Consider the following 22,771-nt stretch of genomic DNA (forward strand, 5'->3'; position numbering starts at 1 on the left):
TTATGAGTGAAAACATATTGAGAAAGGTTATATTAGCGGGATTTTTTAAAACAAAATAATTTTAATTTAAGTATATATTATGTCTGAAGGAGAAAAGTTAATTCCTATTAACATTGAAGATGAAATGAAAACAGCTTACATCGATTATTCGATGTCAGTAATTGTATCAAGAGCGCTTCCAGATGTTAGAGATGGCTTGAAACCAGTACATCGAAGAGTACTATTTGGAATGCATGATTTGGGAGTTAATTCAAGATCTGCCCATAAAAAATCCGCAAGAATTGTCGGGGAAGTTCTTGGAAAGTATCACCCTCATGGTGATACGTCTGTTTATGATGCCATGGTTCGTATGGCGCAAGAATGGAGTATGCGTTATTTATTGATTGATGGTCAGGGTAACTTTGGATCTGTAGATGGTGATAGTCCAGCAGCAATGCGTTATACTGAGGCAAGAATGCGTAAGATTTCAGAAGAAATTCTAGCAGATATAGATAAAGAAACAGTTGATTTTAAACTGAATTTTGATGACACATTAGAAGAGCCGACAGTTATGCCGACTCGTGTTCCTACACTATTGATAAATGGTGCTACCGGAATTGCAGTAGGTATGGCAACAAATATGCCTCCTCACAACTTAACTGAAGTGATTAATGGTACGTTAGCTTATATGGATAATAATGACATAGAAGTTGACGAGCTAATGACGCATATCAAAGCTCCTGATTTTCCTACTGGAGGTATAATATATGGTTATGAAGGAGTTCGTGAAGCTTTTAAAACCGGAAGAGGTAGAGTAGTGATGCGTGCCAAAGTAGGTTTTGAAGAAGTGGATGGCCGTGAATCTATTATTGTTACCGAAATTCCATACCAGGTTAATAAAGCAGACATGATTAAACGTACTGCAGACTTGGTTAATGAAAAGAAAATCGATGGTATAGCTAATATCCGTGATGAATCAGATAGAAACGGAATGCGTATCGTTTATATATTAAAACGTGATGCTACACCGAATGTGGTTTTGAACACACTTTATAAGTTTACACAATTACAATCTTCTTTTAGTGTAAACAATATTGCAATTGTAAAAGGTCGTCCACAAATGTTGAATCTAAAAGATTTGATTCATTATTTTATAGAGCACCGTCACGATGTTGTTACTCGCAGAACGCAATTTGAATTGAAGAAAGCCGAAGCAAGAGCTCATATTTTGGAAGGTTTGATTATTGCTTCTGATAATATTGACGAAGTAATTGCGTTAATTAAAGCATCTAAAAGCACAGAAGAAGCAAGAGAAAAATTAATAGAAAGATTCAATTTGTCTGATATTCAATCTCGTGCAATTGTTGAAATGCGTTTGCGTCAATTAACTGGTCTGGAACAAGATAAATTAAGATCAGAATATGATGAGATCATGAAGTTAATAGAGCATTTAAAAGCTTTATTAGCAGATGTAAATTTAAGAATTGCACTGATAAAAGAAGAACTAACAGAAATTCGCGATAAATACGGGGATGAACGCCGTTCTCAAATTGAATATTCAGGCGGAGATGTAAGTATTGAAGATTTGATTGCAGATGAGAATGTGGTTATTACGATATCTCATGCGGGTTATATTAAACGTACAAACTTATCCGAATATAAAACACAAAATAGAGGAGGAGTTGGTCAAAAAAGTGCTGGTACAAGAGATCAAGATTTCTTGGAACACATGTTTGTTGCAACGAACCATCAATATATGATGTTTTTTACGCAAAAAGGGAAATGTTTCTGGATGCGTGTTTACGAAATTCCGGAAGGAAGTAAAACTGCAAAGGGTAGAGCTATTCAGAATTTAGTGAATATCGAAAGTGATGATAAAGTAAAAGCTTTTATCTGTACTCAAGATTTAAAAGATAAAGAGTATATCAATAGTCATAATCTTGTAATGGTGACCAAAAAAGGACAGGTTAAGAAGACTTCATTAGAGAAATATTCTAAACCAAGGGTTAACGGTGTTGCTGCAATTACAATTAAAGAAGGTGATGAATTATTGGAAGCTAAATTAACTAATGGTGAAAGCCAAATCATTTTAGCGGTTAAATCTGGTAAATTGGTTCGTTTTGAAGAAACCAAAACACGTCCAATGGGAAGAACAGCTTCTGGAGTTCGTGGTATTACTTTAAAAGACGAAACTGACGAAGTGATTGGAATGGTTACTGTAAATGATATGAATAGTGAAATTCTGGTAGTTGCTGAAAATGGTTATGGAAAACGTTCTAGTCTAGACGAATATAGAATTACAAACCGTGGAGGTAAAGGAGTTAAAACTCTTAATATCACTGAGAAAACGGGTAAATTAATTTCTATAAATGCGGTAACAGATGCTGATGACTTGATGATTATCAATAAATCTGGTTTGACCATACGAATGGCTGTTGAAGATCTTAGGGTTATGGGAAGAGCAACACAAGGTGTTAAATTGATCAATATCAAGGGTAATGATTCAATTGCAGCTGTTACTAAAGTAATGAAAGATGATGCTGCAGAAGTGGTAGTAGATGAAGATGGGAATGTTATTGAAGATGCAGCAATCGAAAGAGTAAAACCTGTTTTGGAAGTGCTAGAAGATGATGGAGCAATTGAAGAGGATGAGGAAGAGGATGATGAGGAAATAGAAGAAGATGACTCAGATGAAGATGATGCTGATGATGAGGCATAATTAAACAGTAATAGAATAAATAAATATAAAATAGATTAATATGAAAAGTAGATATGTAATAATAGCGTCAGCATTATTTTTATCAGTAGCAAGTATTGCTCAAAAAAATGAAATAAAAGCTGCTGAAAAAGCATTAAAAGCGGGTAAGTCCGATGAGGCTATTACAATTTTAACAGGAGCAGAGTATTTGTCTGTCAATGCGCCTGATGCTGAAAAAGCACAATTCTTATTTGTAAAAGGAAATGCACATTTGGATTTGGCGAATAAAAATGTTGAGGCAGATAAGAATTTAAGTCTGGCGGCGAAAGCTTTTCAAGAATTATTGGAAGCTGAAAAAGCTTCTGGAAAAGCAAAATATTCGACACAAGCTGCAGCATCAATAGCTGAAATTAAAGGTAAATTAATTAATTCAGCAATTGAAGATACTAAAGCTAACAAGGATGCAGATGGAGCTAAAAAGTTGTATGAAGCTTATTTGTTAGAGAAAAAAGACACTATCAATCTTTATTATGCGGCATCTACTTACGTAAATGCAAAAGATTATGATACTGCTCTTAAGCTTTACGAGGAATTAAAAGTTTTAAACTATTCTGGAAAAGCAACTTATTATTATGCCGTAAATAAGGTAAATAATCAAGAAGATTATTTTACTACTGCTGCTGATAGAGATAGATTGGTAAAAATGGGGACTCATGAAAAACCAAGAAATGAAAATGTGCCTTCAAAAAGAGGTGAGATCTATAAAAATGTAGCTTTAATTTATGTGCAACAAGGAAAAATGGATTTAGCTAAAAAAGCAGTTTCTGATGCTAGAAAAGCAAATCCAGAAGATACTTCGTTAATTTTGACCGAGGCTAATTTGTATCTTGAGTCAAAAGATATGGTTACTTATAAAAAACTAATTTCTGAGGCATTAGAAAAAAATCCAAATGATGTAGATTTGATTTTTAATTTAGGTGTTGTTAGTGCTGGAGCGAAAAACTATGCTGAAGCTGAAAAATTCTATACTAAAGTTATGGAATTGGATCCAAAATACATCAATGCTTATATTAATATGGCTGCAATGAAATTGGATGATGAAAAAGGTATCATTGATGAAATGAATAAACTTGGTAATTCTGCTGATGATATGAAACGTTATAATGTTTTGAAAAAGAAACGTGAAGACTTGTTTAGAAGCACAATTCCATATCTAGAGAAAGCGGTAGCATTAGATCCTAAAAATGTTGATGTAGCAAAAACATTATTGAATGTTTACAGTGCATTGGAAATGACTACAGAATATAAAACTTTGAAAGCAAAAATGTAATTTTGACCAAATAGTTAAATTAAATCCTGCTCGAGCATAATCGACGCAGGATTTTTTATTTTACTTGTTTTTTTAAAGAAAAACACAAACAATTGAGCTTCTTTCTTGGTTTAAAACTAGAATAGGAAGTATATGTCGATTTTAACAGGATATTATATTGATTTATTATTTTAAATATCTTAAGGAATGTGAATTGATGTTTTGGTTTATGTTGAATAAAGTTATTATAATGCAATAATACTTTGAAACTGTATGATTTTTTTTTGAATAAAATGGAAAACAGTAGAGTTTGCCTCATTTTACGAAATCGTTATCTTTTTGTTAAAATTTATTAATATTTTATTTGTGCAATCAAAAAATAATTTTATTTTAGAGAAAAATTATGAGTTTAGAAATCGATATAGTTGACTGAAAGCTTATGTAAAGTAAGTATTGTTAATTGTGTAAAAATTAAAATTTGTAATTTGTGAAATTAATTGCTTAAAAATTGTTTAACTAAAAAAAAATAAATATGCCAAAAACTACTTTCTTCTAAAATGTCAAAAAAAAAACATTTACAAGCGGTAAAAGTTATTTTAAAACTTTACTGAATTAACTTTTTAATTTGCATTTTTAAGCCCTTTTAGTGTTTTATTCTCCTTTTTTGTTTAGTGAGTATTATAGTCTTTTTAAACTTTGGAACGAGTAAGATTTGATTTTTGCACTAATTTCTATATATAATTAAACCCCTAATATTAACAACTAAACTTAACCTAATGAAAAGAAAATTTGTAATGCTATCAATAGTGTTATTGATAAATGCTGGTGTGTATGCACAAAAGGATCAAATTAAAACTGCTCAGTCAGTTTTTGAAAGTGGAAAATCTCAAGATGCATTGGGTATTTTGAAAAAAATCGAATATTTGATTTACAATTCAACTGATGAGGAGAAATCTGATTTCTATTTATTGAAAGGTAATATTTTAAAAGACTTAGCTTCAAAAAATATTGACATGGCTAATAATCTTTCTTTGGCAGCTGAGGCTTATCAAGAATTGATTAAAGCGGAAAATGAGGCAGGGAAGTACAAATATTCTTTACAAGCAAATACAGCTTTGAGAGAGATGAAATCTACTCTTGTTAATGGTGCAGCAGATGATTATAAAGCAGGAAAATATAAAGAAAGTGCTGAAAAAAGTTATAAGGTCTATTTATTTGATAAAAAAGACACTTTAAATTTATTTAATGCAGCTTCTTCATCGATGACGGTAAAAGATTTTGATTCAGCAATTAAATATTATGAAGAATTAAAAAGAATTAATTATTCTGGAAAAGGGATAATTTATTTTGCCACAAATAAAAAAACAAAAGTTGAAGAAAGTTTTGCTTCTGCAGCCGTTAGAACAGCAAGTATTACTGCAGGGTTTCATGAAAAACCTAGAGATCAGTTTTCACCATCTAAAAAGTTAGAAATTAATAAAAATTTAGCTTTTATCTATCTTGAAAAAAATGATGCAGTTAAAGCTGAAATTTGTTATAATAAAGTTTTAGAGTTAGATCCAAATTATATTGATGCATATATCAATTTAACATATGTTAAATTGGAATCTAAAAAGGCTTTAGTGGATCAGATGGCGGCTTTGGGTAATACTCCAAAAGAGATGGAGCTTTATGATCAGTTGAAAGCTAAAAAAGATGATTTGGTAAGAAGTGTGATTCCATATCTTAAAAAAGCATTGGTTATTGAACCTAAAAATCAAGATGTTTTGAAGTCTCTTTTAGGCGTTTATAGATCTTTGGATATGACTAATGAATATAATTCCTTAAAAGCAAGTATGTAGCTTTGTGATTGTGACAAATAAAAAAAATGCTAGAAAATTTTTCTAGCATTTTTTTTATATAATTTTTTTAATTACTCTTAGTTTATGAGTGTGTTTGTTTATTTCGGCATTATAGATTCCTAAATGATCTAATCGGTCAATTCTTACTTTTCCGCTGGCGTGAATAATATAGTTGTTTTCCATTATTATTCCCACATGAATTATATTTCCTTCGTCATTGTCAAAAAAAGCCAAATCACCAGGTTCGCTTTCTTCTATAAAACTTAATGCTTCTCCTTGAGTTGCTTGTTGTGATGCATCTCGTAATAACTTATAGCCATTTAGTTTGTAAACCATTTGCGTAAAACCGGAACAATCTATTCCAAAAGGTGTTTTTCCTCCCCATAAATAGGGGGCGCTCAAATACATGAAAGCTGAATTTAGTAAATTATTTTTTGGTTTTACTCCATTAATTTTGGTTCCTTCGAAATCAAAATTACTTGTGTTGATTTCAGGATAATTTAAAAAAGACAGGGAAGCTCCAAGTGGTATGGGAATTAATAAATTGGAAGGTGCTATAATGTATTCTATCAAATCGCCATTAAGGATGATTGCGTCCGACGAAAGTTGGTTGAAGCAAGATTCTGTAATAGGTTGAAATTGTTTGGTATCTATCCAGCCTTCGTATTCATCATATTGCATTTTTATATAAGACCATTGTTTATGTTGTTCCAAAACTTCAAAATGTTCTCCAAATAAGACTTGAGAAACAATTTCACTTTTATCACTAGCTTCGGCACGAAGTGGAATCATGGCTAAATTACAAATCCCAAACATTTATATAAATTAGAAATTAAAATAATACGAATCAAAAATATCTGTAAAAATAGTAATTTTCAATTCGTATTATTTAATAATTGTATTTTATTTAAAGTGATATTTATGAAATGTTTCGTTCAATAACAAAGGCAGAAGCTCCGCCGCCGCCGTTACAAATAGCAGCTGCTCCATATTTTGCATTATTTTGTTTCAAAACATTTAATAATGTAACAATTATTCTAACCCCTGAACAGCCAAGAGGATGTCCTAATGATACGGCTCCGCCATTAACATTTACTTTTTGATTGTCTAACCCAAGTATCTTTGAATTGGCTAGTCCAACTACTGAAAAGGCTTCGTTGAATTCAAAATAATCAATTTCATCTAAAGTCAGATTGGCTTTTGCTAATGCTTTAGGGAGTGCTTTTGCAGGACTCGTTGTAAACCATTTAGGTTCTTGGGCAGCATCTGCATAACCTCTTATATATGCTAATGGTTTTAAACCTAAAGAAATTGCTTTTTCTTCACTCATCAAAATAACTGCGGCTGCACCATCATTTATCGTTGATGCATTTGCTGCGGTAACGGTGCCGTCTTTTGTAAATACTGCATTTAGCGTAGGTATTTTTTCTAACGATACATTAGTGAATTCTTCATCTTTTGAAATGAGTATCGGCTCACCTTTTCTTTGAGGAACGGCTACAGGAACTATTTCGTTATCAAATTTTCCTTCACTCCACGCTTTAGCAGAACGCTCGTAAGATTGTATTGCAAAATTATCTTGTTCTTCTCTTGATATTTTATATTCTGCTGCGCATAGGTCAGCAGAAACCCCCATGGCATTGTTATCATACGCGTCTGTTAATCCATCTTTTTGCATTCCGTCGACCATTGTGCTAGGACCAAATTTGGTTCCGCTTCTTAAGTTCATATAATGCGGAATTAAACTCATATTCTCCATTCCTCCGGCAACAACAATTTCTGCGTCTCCACATTGAATGGCTTGTGATCCTAACATTAGAGCTTTCATTCCAGAAGCACATACTTTATTGACAGTTGTACAAGCGACATTATTTGAAAGGCCAGCATAAATGGCAGCTTGACGTGCTGGAGCTTGACCTACGCCAGCTTGCACGACATTACCCATAAAAACTTCGTCAACTAAATTTGAATCTAATTGTATTTTTTCTAGCGCACCTTTAATGGCTATTGCTCCTAATTTTGGTGCGGTAATTGTAGATAATCCTCCCATAAAACTGCCGATAGGTGTTCTAACAGCAGAAACGATAACAACTCTTTTGCTCATGTTTATTATATGTTGATTTATTATAGCAAATTTAAACTTATTTTGTAAAATTCAAATTTTTATTGAATTTAAATTAGGATATATTTAACGAATCTCTGTTTTTGGGTTTGTTTTTGTTTAATTTACTAATAAATGAGATTGCCCATTTTCGAGGTATAAATAATTTTAATTAAAAAAAAATGCACTAGCACGCTTTGTTTTATGGTTCTCCATTATGAAATGTCTTTGTTTGTTTAGTTATGATTTTATTGTATGCTTAAAATAGTAAATCATAAAAATGGGAGCGATGGGAAGTTTAAATTAATATTTAAAAACAATTTACTAGCTCGTTTTAGTGACAATAGACCGTTTTTAGTTTTTTAGTGGAAAAAATGATTTTTTAGGCGCTAGTTATATCTTTGATTGTGAACTCATTTGAATAAATAGTAGAAAAATATGAAAAAAAAGTTCTAAAATAGTTGTGAGAAACGTAAACATGTCTTAAGTTTGCAACCGCAAAACAGGACACGTTTCCTGAGGTTTTGGAGAGGTGCCAGAGCGGTAATGGAGCAGATTGCTAATCTGTCGACGAGTAATCGTCGCCAGGGTTCGAGTCCCTGTCTCTCCGCAAGTTATTTGTGATTAAGAATCAAAGCGAGATTCAATATTTATTATATTTTCATAAATAAATTGATAGATTGTTTTCGGGGTGTAGCGTAGCTCGGTTATCGCGCCTGCTTTGGGAGCAGGAGGCCGCAGGTTCGAATCCTGCCACCCCGACTAATAAAAATAATGGACGCATAGCTCAGCTGGATAGAGCACCTGCCTTCTAAGCAGGCGGTCGAAGGTTCGAATCCTTCTGCGTTCACAAGAAAGCTCCTATTGTAGGGGCTTTTTTTGTTTTTAGAGGGTTTTACTTTTTTAATCCTTTTAAATTTCCTTATTTTTATGGAAATTTATTAGTTATGACTTCTTATTTCAAGCCTCTATTCTTTTTTCTTTTTCTACTAAACCTACTTAAATGTAATTCACAAACTATTACAAATGCATCAGCGACTATAGTTGCAATCAATGATACCACTTTTGTTAATTTAAAAGACTTCAGTCAAGATTTCATGTATGATATGAGGTACGCTACAGATGACAATTTTTTGAAATCTAAAGTATATGATTGTGCCGAATGTTATTTGCGTTATAAAACCGTAAAAGAGCTAATTTTGGCCAATAAAAGATTTATGAAGAAAGGTTTTAAAATAAAACTTTTTGATTGTTATCGACCTTTAGACATTCAAAAAAGAATGTGGGCTATAGTTCCGGATCCTACATATGTTGCAAACCCAAGCAAAGGTTCAATCCATAATAGAGGAGGGGCTGTAGATATCACATTGGTTAATTTTGAAGGTAAAGAATTGGATATGGGAACTTCTTTTGATTTTTTCGGAAAAGAAGCCAGTCATGACTATCGTGGTTTTTCAAAAGAAATTTTAAATAATAGAAATCTGCTGAGAAAGGTTATGGTTAAGGAACATTTTAATTCGTTTGATTCTGAATGGTGGCACTATAATTTGAAAGCTGGTTTAAATGACAGAGTTTCCAATTTTAAATGGGATTGTAATTAGGTTTGTTTATTATCATAAAATTTTTCTTTTTTTACTTCAAAAAAATCTTTTTTATTGTATTCTTACTCTTAAGGAGTTACGAAATGGTTTATTTAATCAGCTCTTTTTCTTGTTAAAATTTATTTGTGTTAACTATCTAAAGTCTTGCTAGTTGTGAATTTTGAAAGAATTAACGCTAAAATAAGTGTAAAACATGCATTTCATCGATTATATTGTTATTTAATTGATTTATATATTTACTTTCGCGCTTTAAATCATTTAAAAACAATGATTTATAGTTCGATTAAATTAACCCCCATATTGAATACAATAGCAAACATAAAAAATGCTATTAAATTCAGTTTTTGATTTAAAAATAATGAGATTGACTTGATCAAAATTTGTTTATTGGCAAATTAAGAGATATCAAAGATGTTTGTTTAGGCTGTTGATTAAATAAGTTCTTAAATTTTATTTTTTAAATTAAAAAAAAACATACGAATCGTTAGATGAAAAGGATATTGCAGAATAGTTTTTTTAAATGTATTGGACCGGAAAATAAGTCAGGAATTACATTTGTAGAAGTGGTTGTTGTTGGATTACTAGTTCCATTGGTAGTGCGAAATGTGAAAAATTATGTTATCAATATTGATAAACAAAATGATAATCAAGAGGGTTACAATGCATAAAAAAAACATTTACAAATGAATCTTAATTCATTGATAAATGTTTTTTATTTTGAGTAAAAGATGCTTATTCTATACAACGTATGTTGTCCATGAAATAAGTTTCTGGATGGTATACTTTTCTGTCTAGTTCAGCTGTAAATTCTTTTTTGAATATAATGTCTTCAACATCTGTTAGGTATTTTATTCGCATTAAGGAAACAGGAGATATTTTTAAGTCTTCATAGTTCTCTTTCGTGAACATAAAAATCCCTGACTTCACCCTATTGTCAAAACCTTTATCATCTCGCACCATAGAACCGCAATTTTCTTGGTCTATATGTAGCAGAGTAACTATTTTTCCATTTTGAAGCTGCAAAAATATTTTTGAATCTTTGTCAAAACAATTCGCTTTTACAAAATCTTTACTTTTTTGTATTAATTGTACGGTCAGCGTTGGTAATCCATCGGTCAAAGCTAAGGAATAAAAAATGTAATTGGAATTTCCTCCAAAAACCTTTTCACTAATTAAGTATTCTTTTGTGGATTTGTAGGTTCCAATAGAATCTGTGACATTTGTTGCGTAATCACAAGGTTTTTGAGCAAAAAGATTAAAACTTAAAAAGTATAAGGCTGTAACAAGTATGTATTTCATTTTATTTTATTTTGTTGCAAATTAAAACAATTTTAGTGTTATTTTCATCGGTTGTAAAAAAACAATATAAATCTCCACCATCTTTGATTTTCCATTTTTTTCGAATACTTTCAACCGAATCAGAAAAATTTCGTGTAGTAATATTAGCTTTCTGATTTTCTAAATAGTGCTTCATTTCATTTTTGTTATAAGCAATACAATTTTTAATTTCAAAAATTCTACCAGGAAATTCTTTTTGTTCATTTGAGGTGTACAAATGGGAATGTTTATGCAGTTTATTCAATCCGAAAAAAAGTCCAACTTGGTCAAATCCTCCGGATTTCATGATGGAACTATTAGGTTCGTAAAGATATTGTTGTGGTAAACCAAAGGATGGCAGTTCATTAATTTCATTTAAAATAAATTCAAATGTTTCTGTTTTCTCTTTTAAAAGATTTACGGTTTTAATGATAATAGTCCCGTTATAGTCTTTGTTTAATTCCCATAGCAATTCTTTTACTTCATTATCAACAGCAACTATATGAATGGATTTGATATGATTTAATTCATTAATACCGGCTGTAATATCCAATATTGGTGCTGTTTTTATTAAAATCGAATTTGATTTTTCAAAATAAAAATTTAAATTTTCTGGTACATTGGGTAAGCAATCCTTAAGCATGAATACCTTTCCTTTGCTGTCATTTCTTCTGGAAGGATCTATATAAATCCAATCCCATTTGATGCTTGTACTTGATAATGTTTCAAAACTATCTCCTGCATAGCAAGTGATGTTATCACTATTTAATTGTTTGCAATTGTGTTGAACAATGTTGGATAATTCTGAATTGATTTCACAATGTGCTACATTTTTGATTTTTTTCGAAAAGTAATAATCATCAATGCCAAATCCACCCGTTAAGTCGATAAGATTGTCTCCCGAGACAATTGAGCTTTTATATAAAGCTGTCTTTTCGGATGAAGTTTGTTCAACGGATATTTTACTTGGATAAATTATGTTTTTAGTTGAAAACCAAGTTGGCAATTTGTCTTTTGCCTTTGATTTTGCGGCAATTTGATTTATAATGGAAATCCACTCCACAGCAGGAAATGGATTTTTTTGAAGAGCCAATTTAGAAATAGAGGTCCCAATATTTAAATCAATAAATTCTTGAATTTTAGAGTCTAAAATGTCTAGGTTCAATTTATAAGTTTTTTGTTATTTGTTGAATAAATTTATTGTCCGGAAAAAACTCTTTGCTAATTACTTTTATGATAGTGTACAAAGGAACGGCAATAATCATCCCCATAATTCCAAATAAGAATCCTGCAATCAATATGACAAGAAATATTTCTAAAGGATGAGAACTAACACTTTTTGAAAAAATGATTGGCTGAGAAAAGTTATTATCGATTACCTGTACAATCCAAAAGCCTATTAATACATAAATGGTCGTAGGCAAGATTTCGGATTGAAAGTCGGAACCTAAGTTGCTTAACATTGTTAAAATAGCTGCCAAGATGGAAGCAATTAATGGACCTATGTATGGAATGATATTTAAAACTGCACATAAAAAAGCAATTACAAATGCATCCGGGATTCCAAAAATAAACAATACAATAGTATATAATATGAAAACGATGAACAGTTGAATTAGTAAACCTATAAAATATCGAGAAAGTAGGGTATTTATTTTTTCAACAGAATTCAAAATTTTTTCTTCATGAGAGTCTGGAATAAGTAGTTTGGCTCCTTTTAAGAATATGGATTTGTCTTTAAGGAAGAAAAAGGTAATGAAGAGAACGGAACCAAGACCCATTCCGAAGTTACTAATTGTTCCGACCACAGAATTTAAAAAATTAGGTATTATATTTAAATTTAGGATTGATTTGTAATTTTTTGCATCAAAAATTGTTGCGGAGTCTATATGATGTTGCTCCAAAAAAATGTTTAATTTTTTGAAAAGTTCTAAACTATTCTTTTCAATTTCAATTGTATTTAAAAGAGATAAATTTTGTCCTTGTGATATGATCAATGGGATGAACATCATTATGAAACCAAAGATGATTAAAATATAAATCATTAAAACGGTAATGGATGCAATTGTATGTCTGAATTTTAATCTTTTCTTGAAAAAATCTAAAATAGGTATTCCAATTAAGGTAAGTATTAATGAAACTAATAGATAAATCAGTACGTTTTGAATTTGATACAGAAAATATAGAAGTAAAGTAGTTAAGATTAAAGTAGCAATTGCCCTTAAAATCCCATTTGCAATAATTTTGGATGTTATCATATCGTTGTATTTGGTTATAAAGATAAAAAAACTCGCCAAAAAGCAGCGAGTTTTGAAAACTATAAATTTATATATGACTATTGAGCGAAACTAGCTCTTACTCCACCAGAAACAAATAATGCTGACATCCGTGCTTTTTGACCGCTAGTAAACATATACATTCCTCTATCATCAGTATAATCCATGTAATTCATTGTCATCTCATTATGAGTTGGTAAACACAAACTCACATATGGATATGCTGGGACTCCAAAATTTGAAGTTTTTGCAACTGGTGTGTCAGCGACTAGATCATTGCCGCAAGAAGAATCACCCCAAATATGGCGTAAATTCATCCAGTGCCCAACTTCATGTGTTGCTGTTCTTCCCAAATTATAAGGATAACTGTCACTGGCTGATAGACCAAAATATTTAGAATCAATTACAACACCATCGGTTGCTTGTGAACCTCCTGGGAATTGCGCATATCCTAAGATTCCATTTCCAATTTTGCAGGCCCAAATGTTCAATGTTGCACTTGGAGTTGTAGGGTCAATGCCTCCTTTTTTTGAGCTTTTCATTGCATCCCTAGTTCCCCATGAAGTTTTTGTTGTCGATTTCCGCACAATTTTTACTAGCTCAAATGTAATACCAATATTTGCAGCAACTGGAGCAAATTCAGCTGGAGTGCTAGAAAAATCAGAATTTGTAGCTGTATAATCTTTATTTAAAACATTTATCTGTGATTGTATTTGATTATCAGAGATGTTTTCTGCCGCAGTTCTATATAAAACATTTACTACTACAGGAATTACAACTTTACCATTTACTAAACGTTTAGTTAGTACTGCTTCTTTGGTAAAAGCTTCAATTTGATTCATTCTCACTGCCAATGTGGGATCCTCTTTTAATTGTGCTTCAAGAACTTCTTGTGTTGCACAACTGCGAAGCGTTGGCGAATCTAGTTGGGAGATCTCGGATCCATTATCTTCATTTTGACATGAAAAAAGCATTATAAATGCAACTGCGGATAAAATAATTTTTTTCATAATAATTTATGCGTTTAAAAAATTGATTATCAGTTAATTAAGTGCAATTTACAATTTATTGTTGTTAAAATATGAAGAAAATAATAGTTTTTTTATAACATCTTTAATATCAAAAGGTCGAAATTTTTTTTTAATAATGTTTTGGAAATCGCAAGCATAAAAAAACTCGCTATCAAGTAGCGAGTTTTTCATTTTAATAACAAATTAAATCAAATAACAAAAAGCAATTAAATTCCAAAAGCAGCTCTTGCGCCACCAGAAACAAATATTGCCGACATTCTATTTTTTTGCCCAATTGAAAACATATACATAGCATTGTCATCTGTGTAATCCATGTAATTCATTGTCATTTCAACAGGAGTACCAGTACAAGTGCTATAGTGAGGATAAACTGGAACACCATAATTAGCATCATTATGAGTAGGAGTGTCAGAAACTAAATCGCTACCACAAGTAGCATCTCCCCAAATGTGTCTTAAATTCATCCAGTGCCCAACTTCATGTGTTGCTGTTCTTCCTAGATTATATGGCGCATTTGCAGATCCAGATAATCCAAAATATTTAGAATCAATTGCAACTCCATCGGTTGCAGAAGCACCTCCAGGAAATTGTGCATAACCTAAAATACCACCGCCAATTGTACAAACCCATAAGTTTAGTTTTGTAGTTGGTGAAGTTGGAGCTATACCGCCTTTACTTGTTTTTTTCATTGCATCAGCAGTTCCCCAAGATGTTTTAGTTGTTGATTTTCTAATCACTTGATCAAGAACAAAAGTTATCCCTACATTAGCTTTTACTCCCGAAAATAAAGCAGGAACCGAATTGTAATCAGAATTTAATGCATTAAAATCTTTGTTCAAAACATCAATCTGGGATTGGATTTGGGTAGCAGAAATGTTTTCAGCTGCTGTTTTGTATAAAACATTAACAACGACAGGAATTTCAACTTTCCCATTTACTAATCGTTTTGTCAATAAAGCATTTTGAGTAAAAGCTTCAATTTGGTTCATTCTAATTGCCAAAGTTGGATCGGCTTTCAATTGAGCTTCCAAAACATCTTGTGTAGCACATTTTCGTTGGGTAATTGCATTTGTAGAATCGTTTTGTGATTCAGTTTGTTCGTTTTGACAAGAAAATAACATTAAGCAAGCTGCCGCTGATAAAATTAATTTTTTCATAATAGTAATCATTTTTGTTAAATAAAAGTTTGTTTGGTTAATTATTATGCAATTTTATAACAAAATATCAGTTATTTAAAATTTTTTTAACAATAATTTTACTCATTTTTAAGAATTAGCCGATTTTATTGACTTGGTTAATAGTAATTTAGGGGTATATACGTAGTTATAAACTTGTTAATTTGTAGAATTTGCTGTGCTTCAAGATTTATTAATTAATTATTATTAGTATTTTACGTGTTAAAAAATTTGTGTAGCTAAAATTATTTTTCACTAAAAGAGAATTAAAGTATTGAAAGGAAATTTTTGTTTAAGAGAATTTAATTTGAGAAAACGTAATTTATAATATTGGCTCCCATTTTTAAAGCTTTTTCGCGAACTTCCAAAGGGTCATTATGGACTTCCGGATCTTCCCATCCATCACCTAGGTCGCACTCATATGTATAAAGAAGGACTAATTTATTTTCGATAAATATTCCAAACGCTTGTGCTCTTGTCCCGTCATGTTCATGGATTTTAGGCAAGCCGTTGGCAAAAACAAAAGGTTTTTGAAATATTGGATGGTTTGATGGTATTTCAATCAAACTATTATTTGGGAATATTTTTTTGATTTCCTTACGAATGTATTGGTCCATTCCGTAATTATCATCGATATGCAGAAAACCACCGCCAAATAAATACTTTCTTAAGTTTGTTACGTCACTTTCACTAAAAACAACATTGCCATGTCCTGTCATGTGAACAAATGGATAGGAAAAAAGGTCAGGACTGCTTGGTTCTACAGTTCTAGGTTTCGATTTTATTTTTGTGTTTATGTTGGCATTACAGTATTTTATTAAGTTTGGCAGTGAAGTTGGATTTGCATACCAATCGCCACCACCACTATATTTTAGTAAAGCAATTTCTTGAGAGAAACTGGTCAGAGAAGAGAATAGTAATAATAATAAAAATACTGTCTTTTTCATAAATTTAATTGTAGAATTGAATTTTAAAATCTAATCCTCATTAGTAAAAACAATACTGTGACAGGCAACTACAGCAGCAGTTTCTGTTCGTAATCGTGTTTCGCCTAGAGAAACAGGGATGTAATTGTTTTCTAATGCCAATTCGATTTCTTTGTTGGAAAAATCACCTTCAGGACCTATTAAAATAGTATAATCTGTTTTTGGTCTAAGAATTGATTTTAGCGATTTTTTATTTGTTTCTTCGCAATGGGCTATTAATTTTTCTCCTGAGTTTTCTCTTTTTATGAATTCTTTTAACGAAATAGCAGGATTCAATTTTGGAAGATACGTTTGATTGCATTGTTTCATTGCCGAAAGAATAATTTTTTCAAATCTTTCCGTATTTATTACTTTTCTCTCTGACCGATCACATACAATTGGAGTGATTTCATATATTCCAATCTCAGTAACTTTTTCAAGAAACCATTCGTAGCGATCATTCATTTTTGTGGGAGCAACCGCAAGATGTAATTTGTGTTTTGGAGCTTCAGTTTTTTGAATTTCTAAAATCTTAACGGTACATTTATTATCAGAAGCTAATGTAATTTCAGTTTTAAATAAAAAACCTAAACCATTAGTTACAAATAGTATGTCATTGTCTTTTTTACGTAATACTTTAATAATATGTTTGCTTTCTTCTTTATCAAAAGAAAAGGTTTCGGTAGTTTCGTTTATTGTAGGGTTATAAAATAATTGCATAATTTAAAATTGTATTCGTGCTTTTGAAACAACTTCTGCAGTTTCAAATTTTTGGGATAAAAACTTTTGATAACCTACAATTCCAATCATTGCAGCATTATCGGTGGTGTATTCAAATTTAGGAATGTATGTTTTCCAACCGTATTTTGTTTCTGTTTCTTTCAAGGTATTTCTAATTCCTGAATTGGCCGAAACACCACCACCAATTGCAATTTGTGTGATGCCAGTTTCTTTTACGGCCATTTTTAGTTTATCCATCAATATTTCGATAATCGTATATTGAATGGAAGCACAGATGTCGTTTAAATTTTCTTCGATAAAATCAGGGTTTTCAATTTTCTTCTTTTGAATAAAATATAAAATAGCTGTTTTTAAACCCGAAAAACTAAAATCTAATCCTGGAACTTTTGGTTTTGTAAAAGGAAATGCTTTCGGATTTCCTAATTGTGCATATTTGTCAACCAAAGGGCCGCCCGGGTAGGGAAGACCAAGTATTTTGGCACTTTTGTCAAACGCTTCACCTACTGCGTCGTCTGTTGTTTCACCGATGATTGTTAAATCAAAAAAATCATCAACCCGCACAATTTGAGTATGTCCACCACTTATTGTTAACGCAAGAAAAGGAAAGCTAGGTTTGTCAAAACCTTCTTCATCTATAAAATGAGCCAAAATATGGGCATGCATGTGGTTTACTGCGATGAGAGGTATTTGTAAAGCCAATGCCATTGATTTTGCAAATGAACTTCCAACCAAAAGAGAACCCATAAGTCCGGGGCCTTGCGTAAAAGCAATTGCTGATAGCTGTTCTTTTTTAATATTAGCTTTTTTTAATGCAGCCTCGATTACTGGAACTATATTTTGTTGATGAGCCCGAGAAGCAAGTTCAGGCACAACGCCTCCATATTGATTATGAATTAACTGATTGGCAACAACATTTGACAGCACTTTGTCGTTACATAATACTGCAGCGGCAGTATCATCACATGAACTTTCTATGGCAAGTATATAAACCTCCGGAATTTGCATATAAACAGATGATTTTTGAAGTATATTTGATGGATTACTATAAAAATAGTATTTTTACAGCTGTGCCAAAATTAAAGATTTTTTAGTTAAGGTATTAGTATTTCCAACGGCAAATTATTTATTTGTACTAAAAAAACAAAAAGCGACTCTTATCAAAAAGATTAAAAAAATAGTATTCCGCAGTCTACTTGGACTAATTTTACTTTTGTTAGTACTTTTTATAGCCCTTAGTTTACCTTTTGTTCAAACTAAGCTGGCTCAGTATTTCATGAAAAGCATCAATGATGATTATGGGCTTCACATGGATATTGATGAAGTACAGCTTACCCTTTTTGGTGGTGTAAAACTTAAAAAAGTTTTGATTATAGATCATCATAAAGACACCTTGATTTATGTTAAAAGATTGAATACATCATTTTTAGGCGCCAAAAAGATTTTAGATGGGGATGTGATTTTTGGAGATTTGGCAATGAATGGTGTTCTTTTTAATTTAAAAACTTATAAAAAAGAAAATAAAACCAATCTGGATTATTTTTTAGACGCCTTTGGTCCTCCAAGCAAAACACCTTCTAAAAAGCATTTTTTATTAACTGCTTCAAGTATTGATTTGTCGAATGGTCGATTTATTTTGTCGAATGAAAATCATGAAACTGTAAAACCTGTCGATTTTACAAGATTGAATATATTGGTTACCAATTTTAAAGTATACGGTCCCGAAATATATGCCAATATCCAAAAAATGTCTTTTTTGGATCATAGAGGTTTGTATGTGAAGAGCTTAAAAGGAAATTATAGTTTTACGCAACAGCATATGATATTGGATAAAATGGAAATTGAAACCAAAGAATCCAGTATTAAGGGTTATGCCGCTTTGAACTATGAGATTGAAGATTTTTCTGATTTTCAAAATAAAGTCGAATTTGATGTTCAGTTAAAATCTGCAAAATTAGCCTCCAATGATATTCGTTGTTTTTACAATGAATTGGGTAAATATCAATATTTTAAGCTTAGATCACATATTACGGGACCCTTAAACAACTTGAAGTTTCTCGATTTATATCTAAGAGATAATAGAGGTACTAAAATCGTTGGTTTTATAAATTTTAAAAACCTTTTAGGAACAAAAGATCAAAAATTCTATATGAATGGAAAGTTTGATCAATTGGATGCTAATTATGATGATTTGGTGAGTATATTGCCGAATGTTTTAGGTAAAAAGCTCCCTATTATCTTAAAGAAATTTGGGGATATTTCATTAATTGGAAACACCCAGGTTACAACCACCTCAATCCATGCCAATCTGATGGCAAACACTGCTTTGGGTGCTGTAAAATCAAAATTCATTATCAATAATATGGATCAAAGTGACAAGGCAGCTTATGTTGGTTATGTTGTTTTGGATGATTTTAATATTGGAAATTTATTGGATAATAAGGATTTGTCTAAAATAAGTTTAAATATTGATGTCGATGGACATAGTTTTTCAGAAAAGTATTTGAATACCTCATTAAAAGGAATAGTTTCAAGTATTGTTTATAATGGCTATAATTATAAGAATGTTGCCGTAAATGGTAATTTCAAATTACCTATATATAAAGGATCAATTATTGTAGATGATCCTTATTTGAAAATGAATTTTGATGGATTGGTAGATTTAAGTAAAAAAGAAAGCCAATATGATTTTCAGATTAAAATAGATAAAGCGGAATTGAATAAATTGAATTTTGTAAAAGATAGTGTTTCTAAATTTAACGGGAATATTATTGTTGATGTACAGGGGAATTCTATTGATGATATGCACGGTAATATCTACGTGAATACCGCCAACTATACTAATCCTAAGGATACTTATCAGTTCAATGATTTTAATTTGAATTCCAGTTTTGATGATAAAAGAATTAGAACTATAAAAATAACAGCTCCAGATATAACTAATGGAACGGTTGTGGGAAAATATAAATTCTCGGAATTAAAAGGTTTGGTTACAAATTCCCTGGGAAGTCTTTATACAAATTACAAACCTATTCCAGTTAAAAAAGGGCAGTTTTTGAAATTTAATTTTGAAGTTTATAATAAGATAGTTGAAGTGTTTTTGCCTGATATAAAGCTAAGTGAAAATACTGTCGTAAAAGGAAATATTAATTCGGATATTAATGAATTCAAATTCAATTTTAATTCTCCAAGTATAAAACAGGCTGATAATTCTTTTGATAATATTAGGATTTCTATTGATAATAAAAACCCATTGTATAATGCCTACATTGAGTTGGACAGTATTAAAACTAAGAGATATAAAATCCGTGATTTTAGTTTAATAAATGTCACTTCAAAAGATACTTTGTTTTTTAGGACTGAGTTTAAAGGAGGTTCAAAAGGGGAGGATTATTTTAATTTGGATTTATATCATACAATTAATAAGGAAAATAAAAATGTAATCGGATTCAGCAAATCAGAAATCAAATTAAAAAATAGTTTGTGGTTTTTAAATGAGGCGAATCTATCCAATAATCGTTTAGTTTTTGATAAAAAGTTAACGGAGTTTAAACTGGATGATTTTATACTTTCCAATAAGGAGCAAGAAATAAAACTCGATGGTGAGTTCAAGGGGAATTATTATAAAGATATTAATGTCGAATTCAAGAATTTTGATATCAATGCATTAACCTCGGCCCAACAGAGTTTTCCCATTTATGGAAATTTAAACGGAAAAATTAATTACAACCAAAATAAGCAGGTCTATAAACCTACGGCATCCTTGCGGATTGATAGCTTGAAAGTTAATGATTATGATTTGGGAGTTTTAAATTTTGATATAAAAGGGGATGAAAATTTTAGAAAATTCACCTTATTTTCTACTATTGAAAATAAAGATTTTGAATCTTTTAGTGCCGATGGAACCTTTGAGATAGTAAACAAAGAAACCTTATTTGACTTGAATTTAAAATTTGACAAATTCAATTTGGCAACATTAAGTTCATTGGGAGGAGATGTTATTTCCCACATAAGAGGATTGGTATCTGGAAATGCAACCGTTGGTGGAACCTTAAGCAAACCGGATGTCAATGGGCGTCTATACGTCAATGGCGGAGGATTGGCAATACCATACCTAAATGTTGATTATGCACTAAAAGAAAAAACTATTATTGATCTTACAGGTGAAAAATTTCTTTTCAGAAATAACACTTTGATAGATACAAAATACAACACTACGGGAACTTTAAATGGAGTAGTGGAGCATAAAAATTTTTCGGATTGGAAATTAGATTTGGCTATTAATTCTAAGAGACTTCTTGTGCTGGACACTAAAGATAGTGAAGATGCCGCTTATTTTGGAACAGCATTTATTAATGGTATTGCCACAATTAAAGGGCCTGCAAATGGTTTATTTATTAAAGTTGATGCAAAATCTGAAAAAGGCTCTGCTCTTAAAATACCAATAAACAGTGCGGAAAGCGTTAGCGAAAATAGCTTTATTCATTTTATAACCCCGAAAGAAAAATTCAATTTACAAAAAGGAATTGTTGATAAAACAAAGAATTATAACGGACTTGAATTAGAGTTTGATCTTGAAATAACTCCCAATGCGGAAGTTGAAGTTATTTTGGACAGGAATTCTGGACACGGAATGAAAGGACGCGGAAATGGTACACTTTTGTTTAAAATCAATACACTTGGTGCTTTCAATATGTGGGGTGATTTCTTGCCTTATGACGGTACTTATAATTTTAAATATGGTGGATTAATTGATAAAAAATTTAAAGTTAAAAAAGGAGGTTCTATTATTTGGGAAGGTGACCCTATGAGAGCTCAACTGAATCTCGAAGCAGTTTACAAAACATCTGCAAATCCAGCACTTTTATTAGAAAATTCAAGTGTCAATAAAAAGGTTGATGTTGAAGTTATAATTGGGATTCGAGGCGATTTGTCTCGTCCAGAGCCTGATTTCATGATAGACTTTCCTACCATTACAAGTGTTTTAAAATCTGAACTTCAAACAGAATTAGCTGATAAAGATGTAAGGCAAACCCAAGCTTTGTATTTATTGTCAACAGGGAGTTTTTTAGGCAGAGATGGATCAAGTCAAGCGGTTGCATCAAGCATGTATGAAACAGCTTCGAGTATGTTGGGAAATATAGTTCAATCAAATAATGAGAAATTTGAAATGAATTTTAATGTTGTTTCACCAGACAATAGACCAAGTACCCAAACAGATGGTAGAGTCGAAGCAATTGTTACTTCTCAAGTAAATGAAAGAATTACGATAAATGGTAAAATTGGGGTGCCCTTTGGAGGTGTTAATGAATCCGCTATTGTGGGAGCGGTTGATATTAAGTACAGAGTAAATGATGATGGGTCTTTTAATTTCCATGTTTTCAATAAAGAAAATGATTTAAATTATATAGGACAGGATATTGGTTATACTCAAGGTGCCGGTATTACTTACGAAGTAGACTTTGATACTTTTAGAGAATTGGTCGATAAAATGTTTAAAAGTAATAAACTGACCAAAGAAAAAAAATCTAAAACAAAAGTTGATAATTCAGATTCCAATTTGAATCCTGATATTATTAATTTCACCAAACCCAAAGAGCCTAATTCGGACAAACCGAAAATTAATCAAGATGCTGTACTTCCAGAGGATGATTAATCATAAGTAATTATTAATTAAGGACTTATGTCTTTTTTGAAAATTTTAGTTAACTTTATAGCTAAAATTTTGTTTTGCACTTAT

Annotated in this window: 16 protein-coding genes and 3 tRNA genes; 9 read left to right on the top strand and 10 right to left on the bottom strand. The window is 31.2% G+C overall.

Features of this window, described 5'->3' with window-relative positions; translation table 11 throughout:
• Positions 1–79: 79 nt before the first annotated feature.
• The 3 genes from gyrA (at position 80) to HQN62_RS10570 (ending at position 5,827) form a co-directional block, all read left to right on the top strand.
• Positions 80–2,698 (top strand): DNA gyrase subunit A, encoded by a 2,619-nt coding sequence (gyrA, locus tag HQN62_RS10560; protein WP_116795278.1) that lies wholly within the window; start codon positions 80–82, stop codon positions 2,696–2,698.
• Between the two features lie 40 nt (positions 2,699–2,738).
• Positions 2,739–4,007, top strand: coding sequence for a tetratricopeptide repeat protein (locus HQN62_RS10565; RefSeq protein ID WP_116795277.1), 1,269 nt, complete (start codon positions 2,739–2,741; stop codon positions 4,005–4,007).
• A gap of 755 nt (positions 4,008–4,762) precedes the next feature.
• Positions 4,763–5,827: a tetratricopeptide repeat protein gene (locus tag HQN62_RS10570; protein WP_165818075.1), complete on the top strand. Its 1,065-nt coding sequence runs from the start codon at positions 4,763–4,765 to the stop codon at positions 5,825–5,827.
• A gap of 54 nt (positions 5,828–5,881) precedes the next feature.
• On the opposite strand, the gene HQN62_RS10575 is transcribed toward HQN62_RS10570, so the two are convergent.
• Both HQN62_RS10575 and HQN62_RS10580 read right to left on the bottom strand, forming a co-directional pair.
• Positions 5,882–6,643, bottom strand: a complete 762-nt coding sequence (locus HQN62_RS10575; RefSeq protein ID WP_116795275.1) for a C40 family peptidase — start codon at positions 6,641–6,643, stop codon at positions 5,882–5,884.
• Between the two features lie 103 nt (positions 6,644–6,746).
• On the bottom strand, positions 6,747–7,931 hold the full coding sequence (locus tag HQN62_RS10580) for an acetyl-CoA C-acyltransferase (RefSeq protein ID WP_173504339.1): 1,185 nt from the start codon (positions 7,929–7,931) through the stop codon (positions 6,747–6,749).
• Positions 7,932–8,454: 523 nt separating this feature from the next.
• Between HQN62_RS10580 and HQN62_RS10585 the strand changes: the two genes are divergently transcribed.
• The 5 genes from HQN62_RS10585 to HQN62_RS10605 all read left to right on the top strand — a co-directional run bounded on the left by HQN62_RS10585 (position 8,455) and on the right by HQN62_RS10605 (position 10,197).
• Positions 8,455–8,538, top strand: a tRNA-Ser gene (locus HQN62_RS10585).
• Positions 8,539–8,615: 77 nt separating this feature from the next.
• A tRNA-Pro gene (locus HQN62_RS10590) sits at positions 8,616–8,690 on the top strand.
• 14 nt (positions 8,691–8,704) lie between these two features.
• Positions 8,705–8,778, top strand: a tRNA-Arg gene (locus HQN62_RS10595).
• A gap of 97 nt (positions 8,779–8,875) precedes the next feature.
• Positions 8,876–9,529: a M15 family metallopeptidase gene (locus HQN62_RS10600; protein WP_173504340.1), complete on the top strand. Its 654-nt coding sequence runs from the start codon at positions 8,876–8,878 to the stop codon at positions 9,527–9,529.
• Positions 9,530–10,017: 488 nt separating this feature from the next.
• Positions 10,018–10,197 (top strand): hypothetical protein, encoded by a 180-nt coding sequence (locus HQN62_RS10605; protein WP_116795272.1) that lies wholly within the window; start codon positions 10,018–10,020, stop codon positions 10,195–10,197.
• Between the two features lie 64 nt (positions 10,198–10,261).
• Here the strand turns inward: HQN62_RS10605 and HQN62_RS10610 are convergent, their stop codons facing one another.
• The 8 genes from HQN62_RS10610 to tsaD form a co-directional block, all read right to left on the bottom strand.
• The gene (locus HQN62_RS10610; protein ID WP_173504341.1) at positions 10,262–10,828 is read right to left on the bottom strand and encodes a hypothetical protein; all 567 of its coding nucleotides are present in this window, start codon (positions 10,826–10,828) and stop codon (positions 10,262–10,264) included.
• Position 10,829: 1 nt separating this feature from the next.
• Complete coding sequence (locus tag HQN62_RS10615; protein ID WP_173504342.1) at positions 10,830–12,011, bottom strand: THUMP-like domain-containing protein; 1,182 nt, start codon at positions 12,009–12,011, stop codon at positions 10,830–10,832.
• Position 12,012: 1 nt separating this feature from the next.
• Complete coding sequence (locus tag HQN62_RS10620) at positions 12,013–13,104, bottom strand: AI-2E family transporter (RefSeq protein WP_116795269.1); 1,092 nt, start codon at positions 13,102–13,104, stop codon at positions 12,013–12,015.
• A gap of 77 nt (positions 13,105–13,181) precedes the next feature.
• Entirely contained in the window at positions 13,182–14,132 is a 951-nt protein-coding gene (locus tag HQN62_RS10625; RefSeq protein WP_173504343.1) for a zinc metalloprotease, read from the bottom strand.
• Between the two features lie 227 nt (positions 14,133–14,359).
• A complete protein-coding gene (locus tag HQN62_RS10630; RefSeq protein ID WP_173504344.1) occupies positions 14,360–15,310 on the bottom strand; it encodes a zinc metalloprotease in 951 nt (316 codons plus the stop codon).
• A 320-nt stretch (positions 15,311–15,630) separates the two neighbouring features.
• Complete coding sequence (locus HQN62_RS10635) at positions 15,631–16,275, bottom strand: DUF4159 domain-containing protein (protein WP_173504345.1); 645 nt, start codon at positions 16,273–16,275, stop codon at positions 15,631–15,633.
• Between the two features lie 30 nt (positions 16,276–16,305).
• Complete coding sequence (locus tag HQN62_RS10640; protein WP_173504346.1) at positions 16,306–17,013, bottom strand: 16S rRNA (uracil(1498)-N(3))-methyltransferase; 708 nt, start codon at positions 17,011–17,013, stop codon at positions 16,306–16,308.
• Positions 17,014–17,016: 3 nt separating this feature from the next.
• Positions 17,017–18,039 carry a tRNA (adenosine(37)-N6)-threonylcarbamoyltransferase complex transferase subunit TsaD gene (tsaD, locus tag HQN62_RS10645; RefSeq protein ID WP_116795264.1) on the bottom strand — a complete coding sequence of 341 codons (1,023 nt, stop codon included), beginning with the start codon at positions 18,037–18,039 and terminating at the stop codon, positions 17,017–17,019.
• Between the two features lie 268 nt (positions 18,040–18,307).
• Between tsaD and HQN62_RS10650 the strand changes: the two genes are divergently transcribed.
• Positions 18,308–22,687 (top strand): translocation/assembly module TamB domain-containing protein, encoded by a 4,380-nt coding sequence (locus tag HQN62_RS10650; protein ID WP_254454429.1) that lies wholly within the window; start codon positions 18,308–18,310, stop codon positions 22,685–22,687.
• The last annotated feature ends 84 nt before the right edge of the window (positions 22,688–22,771 follow it).

The sequence above is a fragment of the Flavobacterium sp. M31R6 genome (assembly GCF_013284035.1).
Classification (GTDB): Bacteria; Bacteroidota; Bacteroidia; order Flavobacteriales; family Flavobacteriaceae; genus Flavobacterium.

Coding starts and splice junctions, on each gene's coding strand:
- gyrA (WP_116795278.1), top strand. CDS start 80: ATGTCTGAAGGAGAAAAGTTAATTCCTATTAACATTGAAGATGAAATG.
- HQN62_RS10565 (WP_116795277.1), top strand. CDS start 2,739: ATGAAAAGTAGATATGTAATAATAGCGTCAGCATTATTTTTATCAGTA.
- HQN62_RS10570 (WP_165818075.1), top strand. CDS start 4,763: ATGAAAAGAAAATTTGTAATGCTATCAATAGTGTTATTGATAAATGCT.
- HQN62_RS10575 (WP_116795275.1), bottom strand. CDS start 6,643: ATGTTTGGGATTTGTAATTTAGCCATGATTCCACTTCGTGCCGAAGCT.
- HQN62_RS10580 (WP_173504339.1), bottom strand. CDS start 7,931: ATGAGCAAAAGAGTTGTTATCGTTTCTGCTGTTAGAACACCTATCGGC.
- HQN62_RS10600 (WP_173504340.1), top strand. CDS start 8,876: ATGACTTCTTATTTCAAGCCTCTATTCTTTTTTCTTTTTCTACTAAAC.
- HQN62_RS10605 (WP_116795272.1), top strand. CDS start 10,018: ATGAAAAGGATATTGCAGAATAGTTTTTTTAAATGTATTGGACCGGAA.
- HQN62_RS10610 (WP_173504341.1), bottom strand. CDS start 10,828: ATGAAATACATACTTGTTACAGCCTTATACTTTTTAAGTTTTAATCTT.
- HQN62_RS10620 (WP_116795269.1), bottom strand. CDS start 13,104: ATGATAACATCCAAAATTATTGCAAATGGGATTTTAAGGGCAATTGCT.
- HQN62_RS10625 (WP_173504343.1), bottom strand. CDS start 14,132: ATGAAAAAAATTATTTTATCCGCAGTTGCATTTATAATGCTTTTTTCA.
- HQN62_RS10630 (WP_173504344.1), bottom strand. CDS start 15,310: ATGAAAAAATTAATTTTATCAGCGGCAGCTTGCTTAATGTTATTTTCT.
- HQN62_RS10635 (WP_173504345.1), bottom strand. CDS start 16,275: ATGAAAAAGACAGTATTTTTATTATTATTACTATTCTCTTCTCTGACC.
- HQN62_RS10640 (WP_173504346.1), bottom strand. CDS start 17,013: ATGCAATTATTTTATAACCCTACAATAAACGAAACTACCGAAACCTTT.
- tsaD (WP_116795264.1), bottom strand. CDS start 18,039: ATGCAAATTCCGGAGGTTTATATACTTGCCATAGAAAGTTCATGTGAT.
- HQN62_RS10650 (WP_254454429.1), top strand. CDS start 18,308: ATGAAAAGCATCAATGATGATTATGGGCTTCACATGGATATTGATGAA.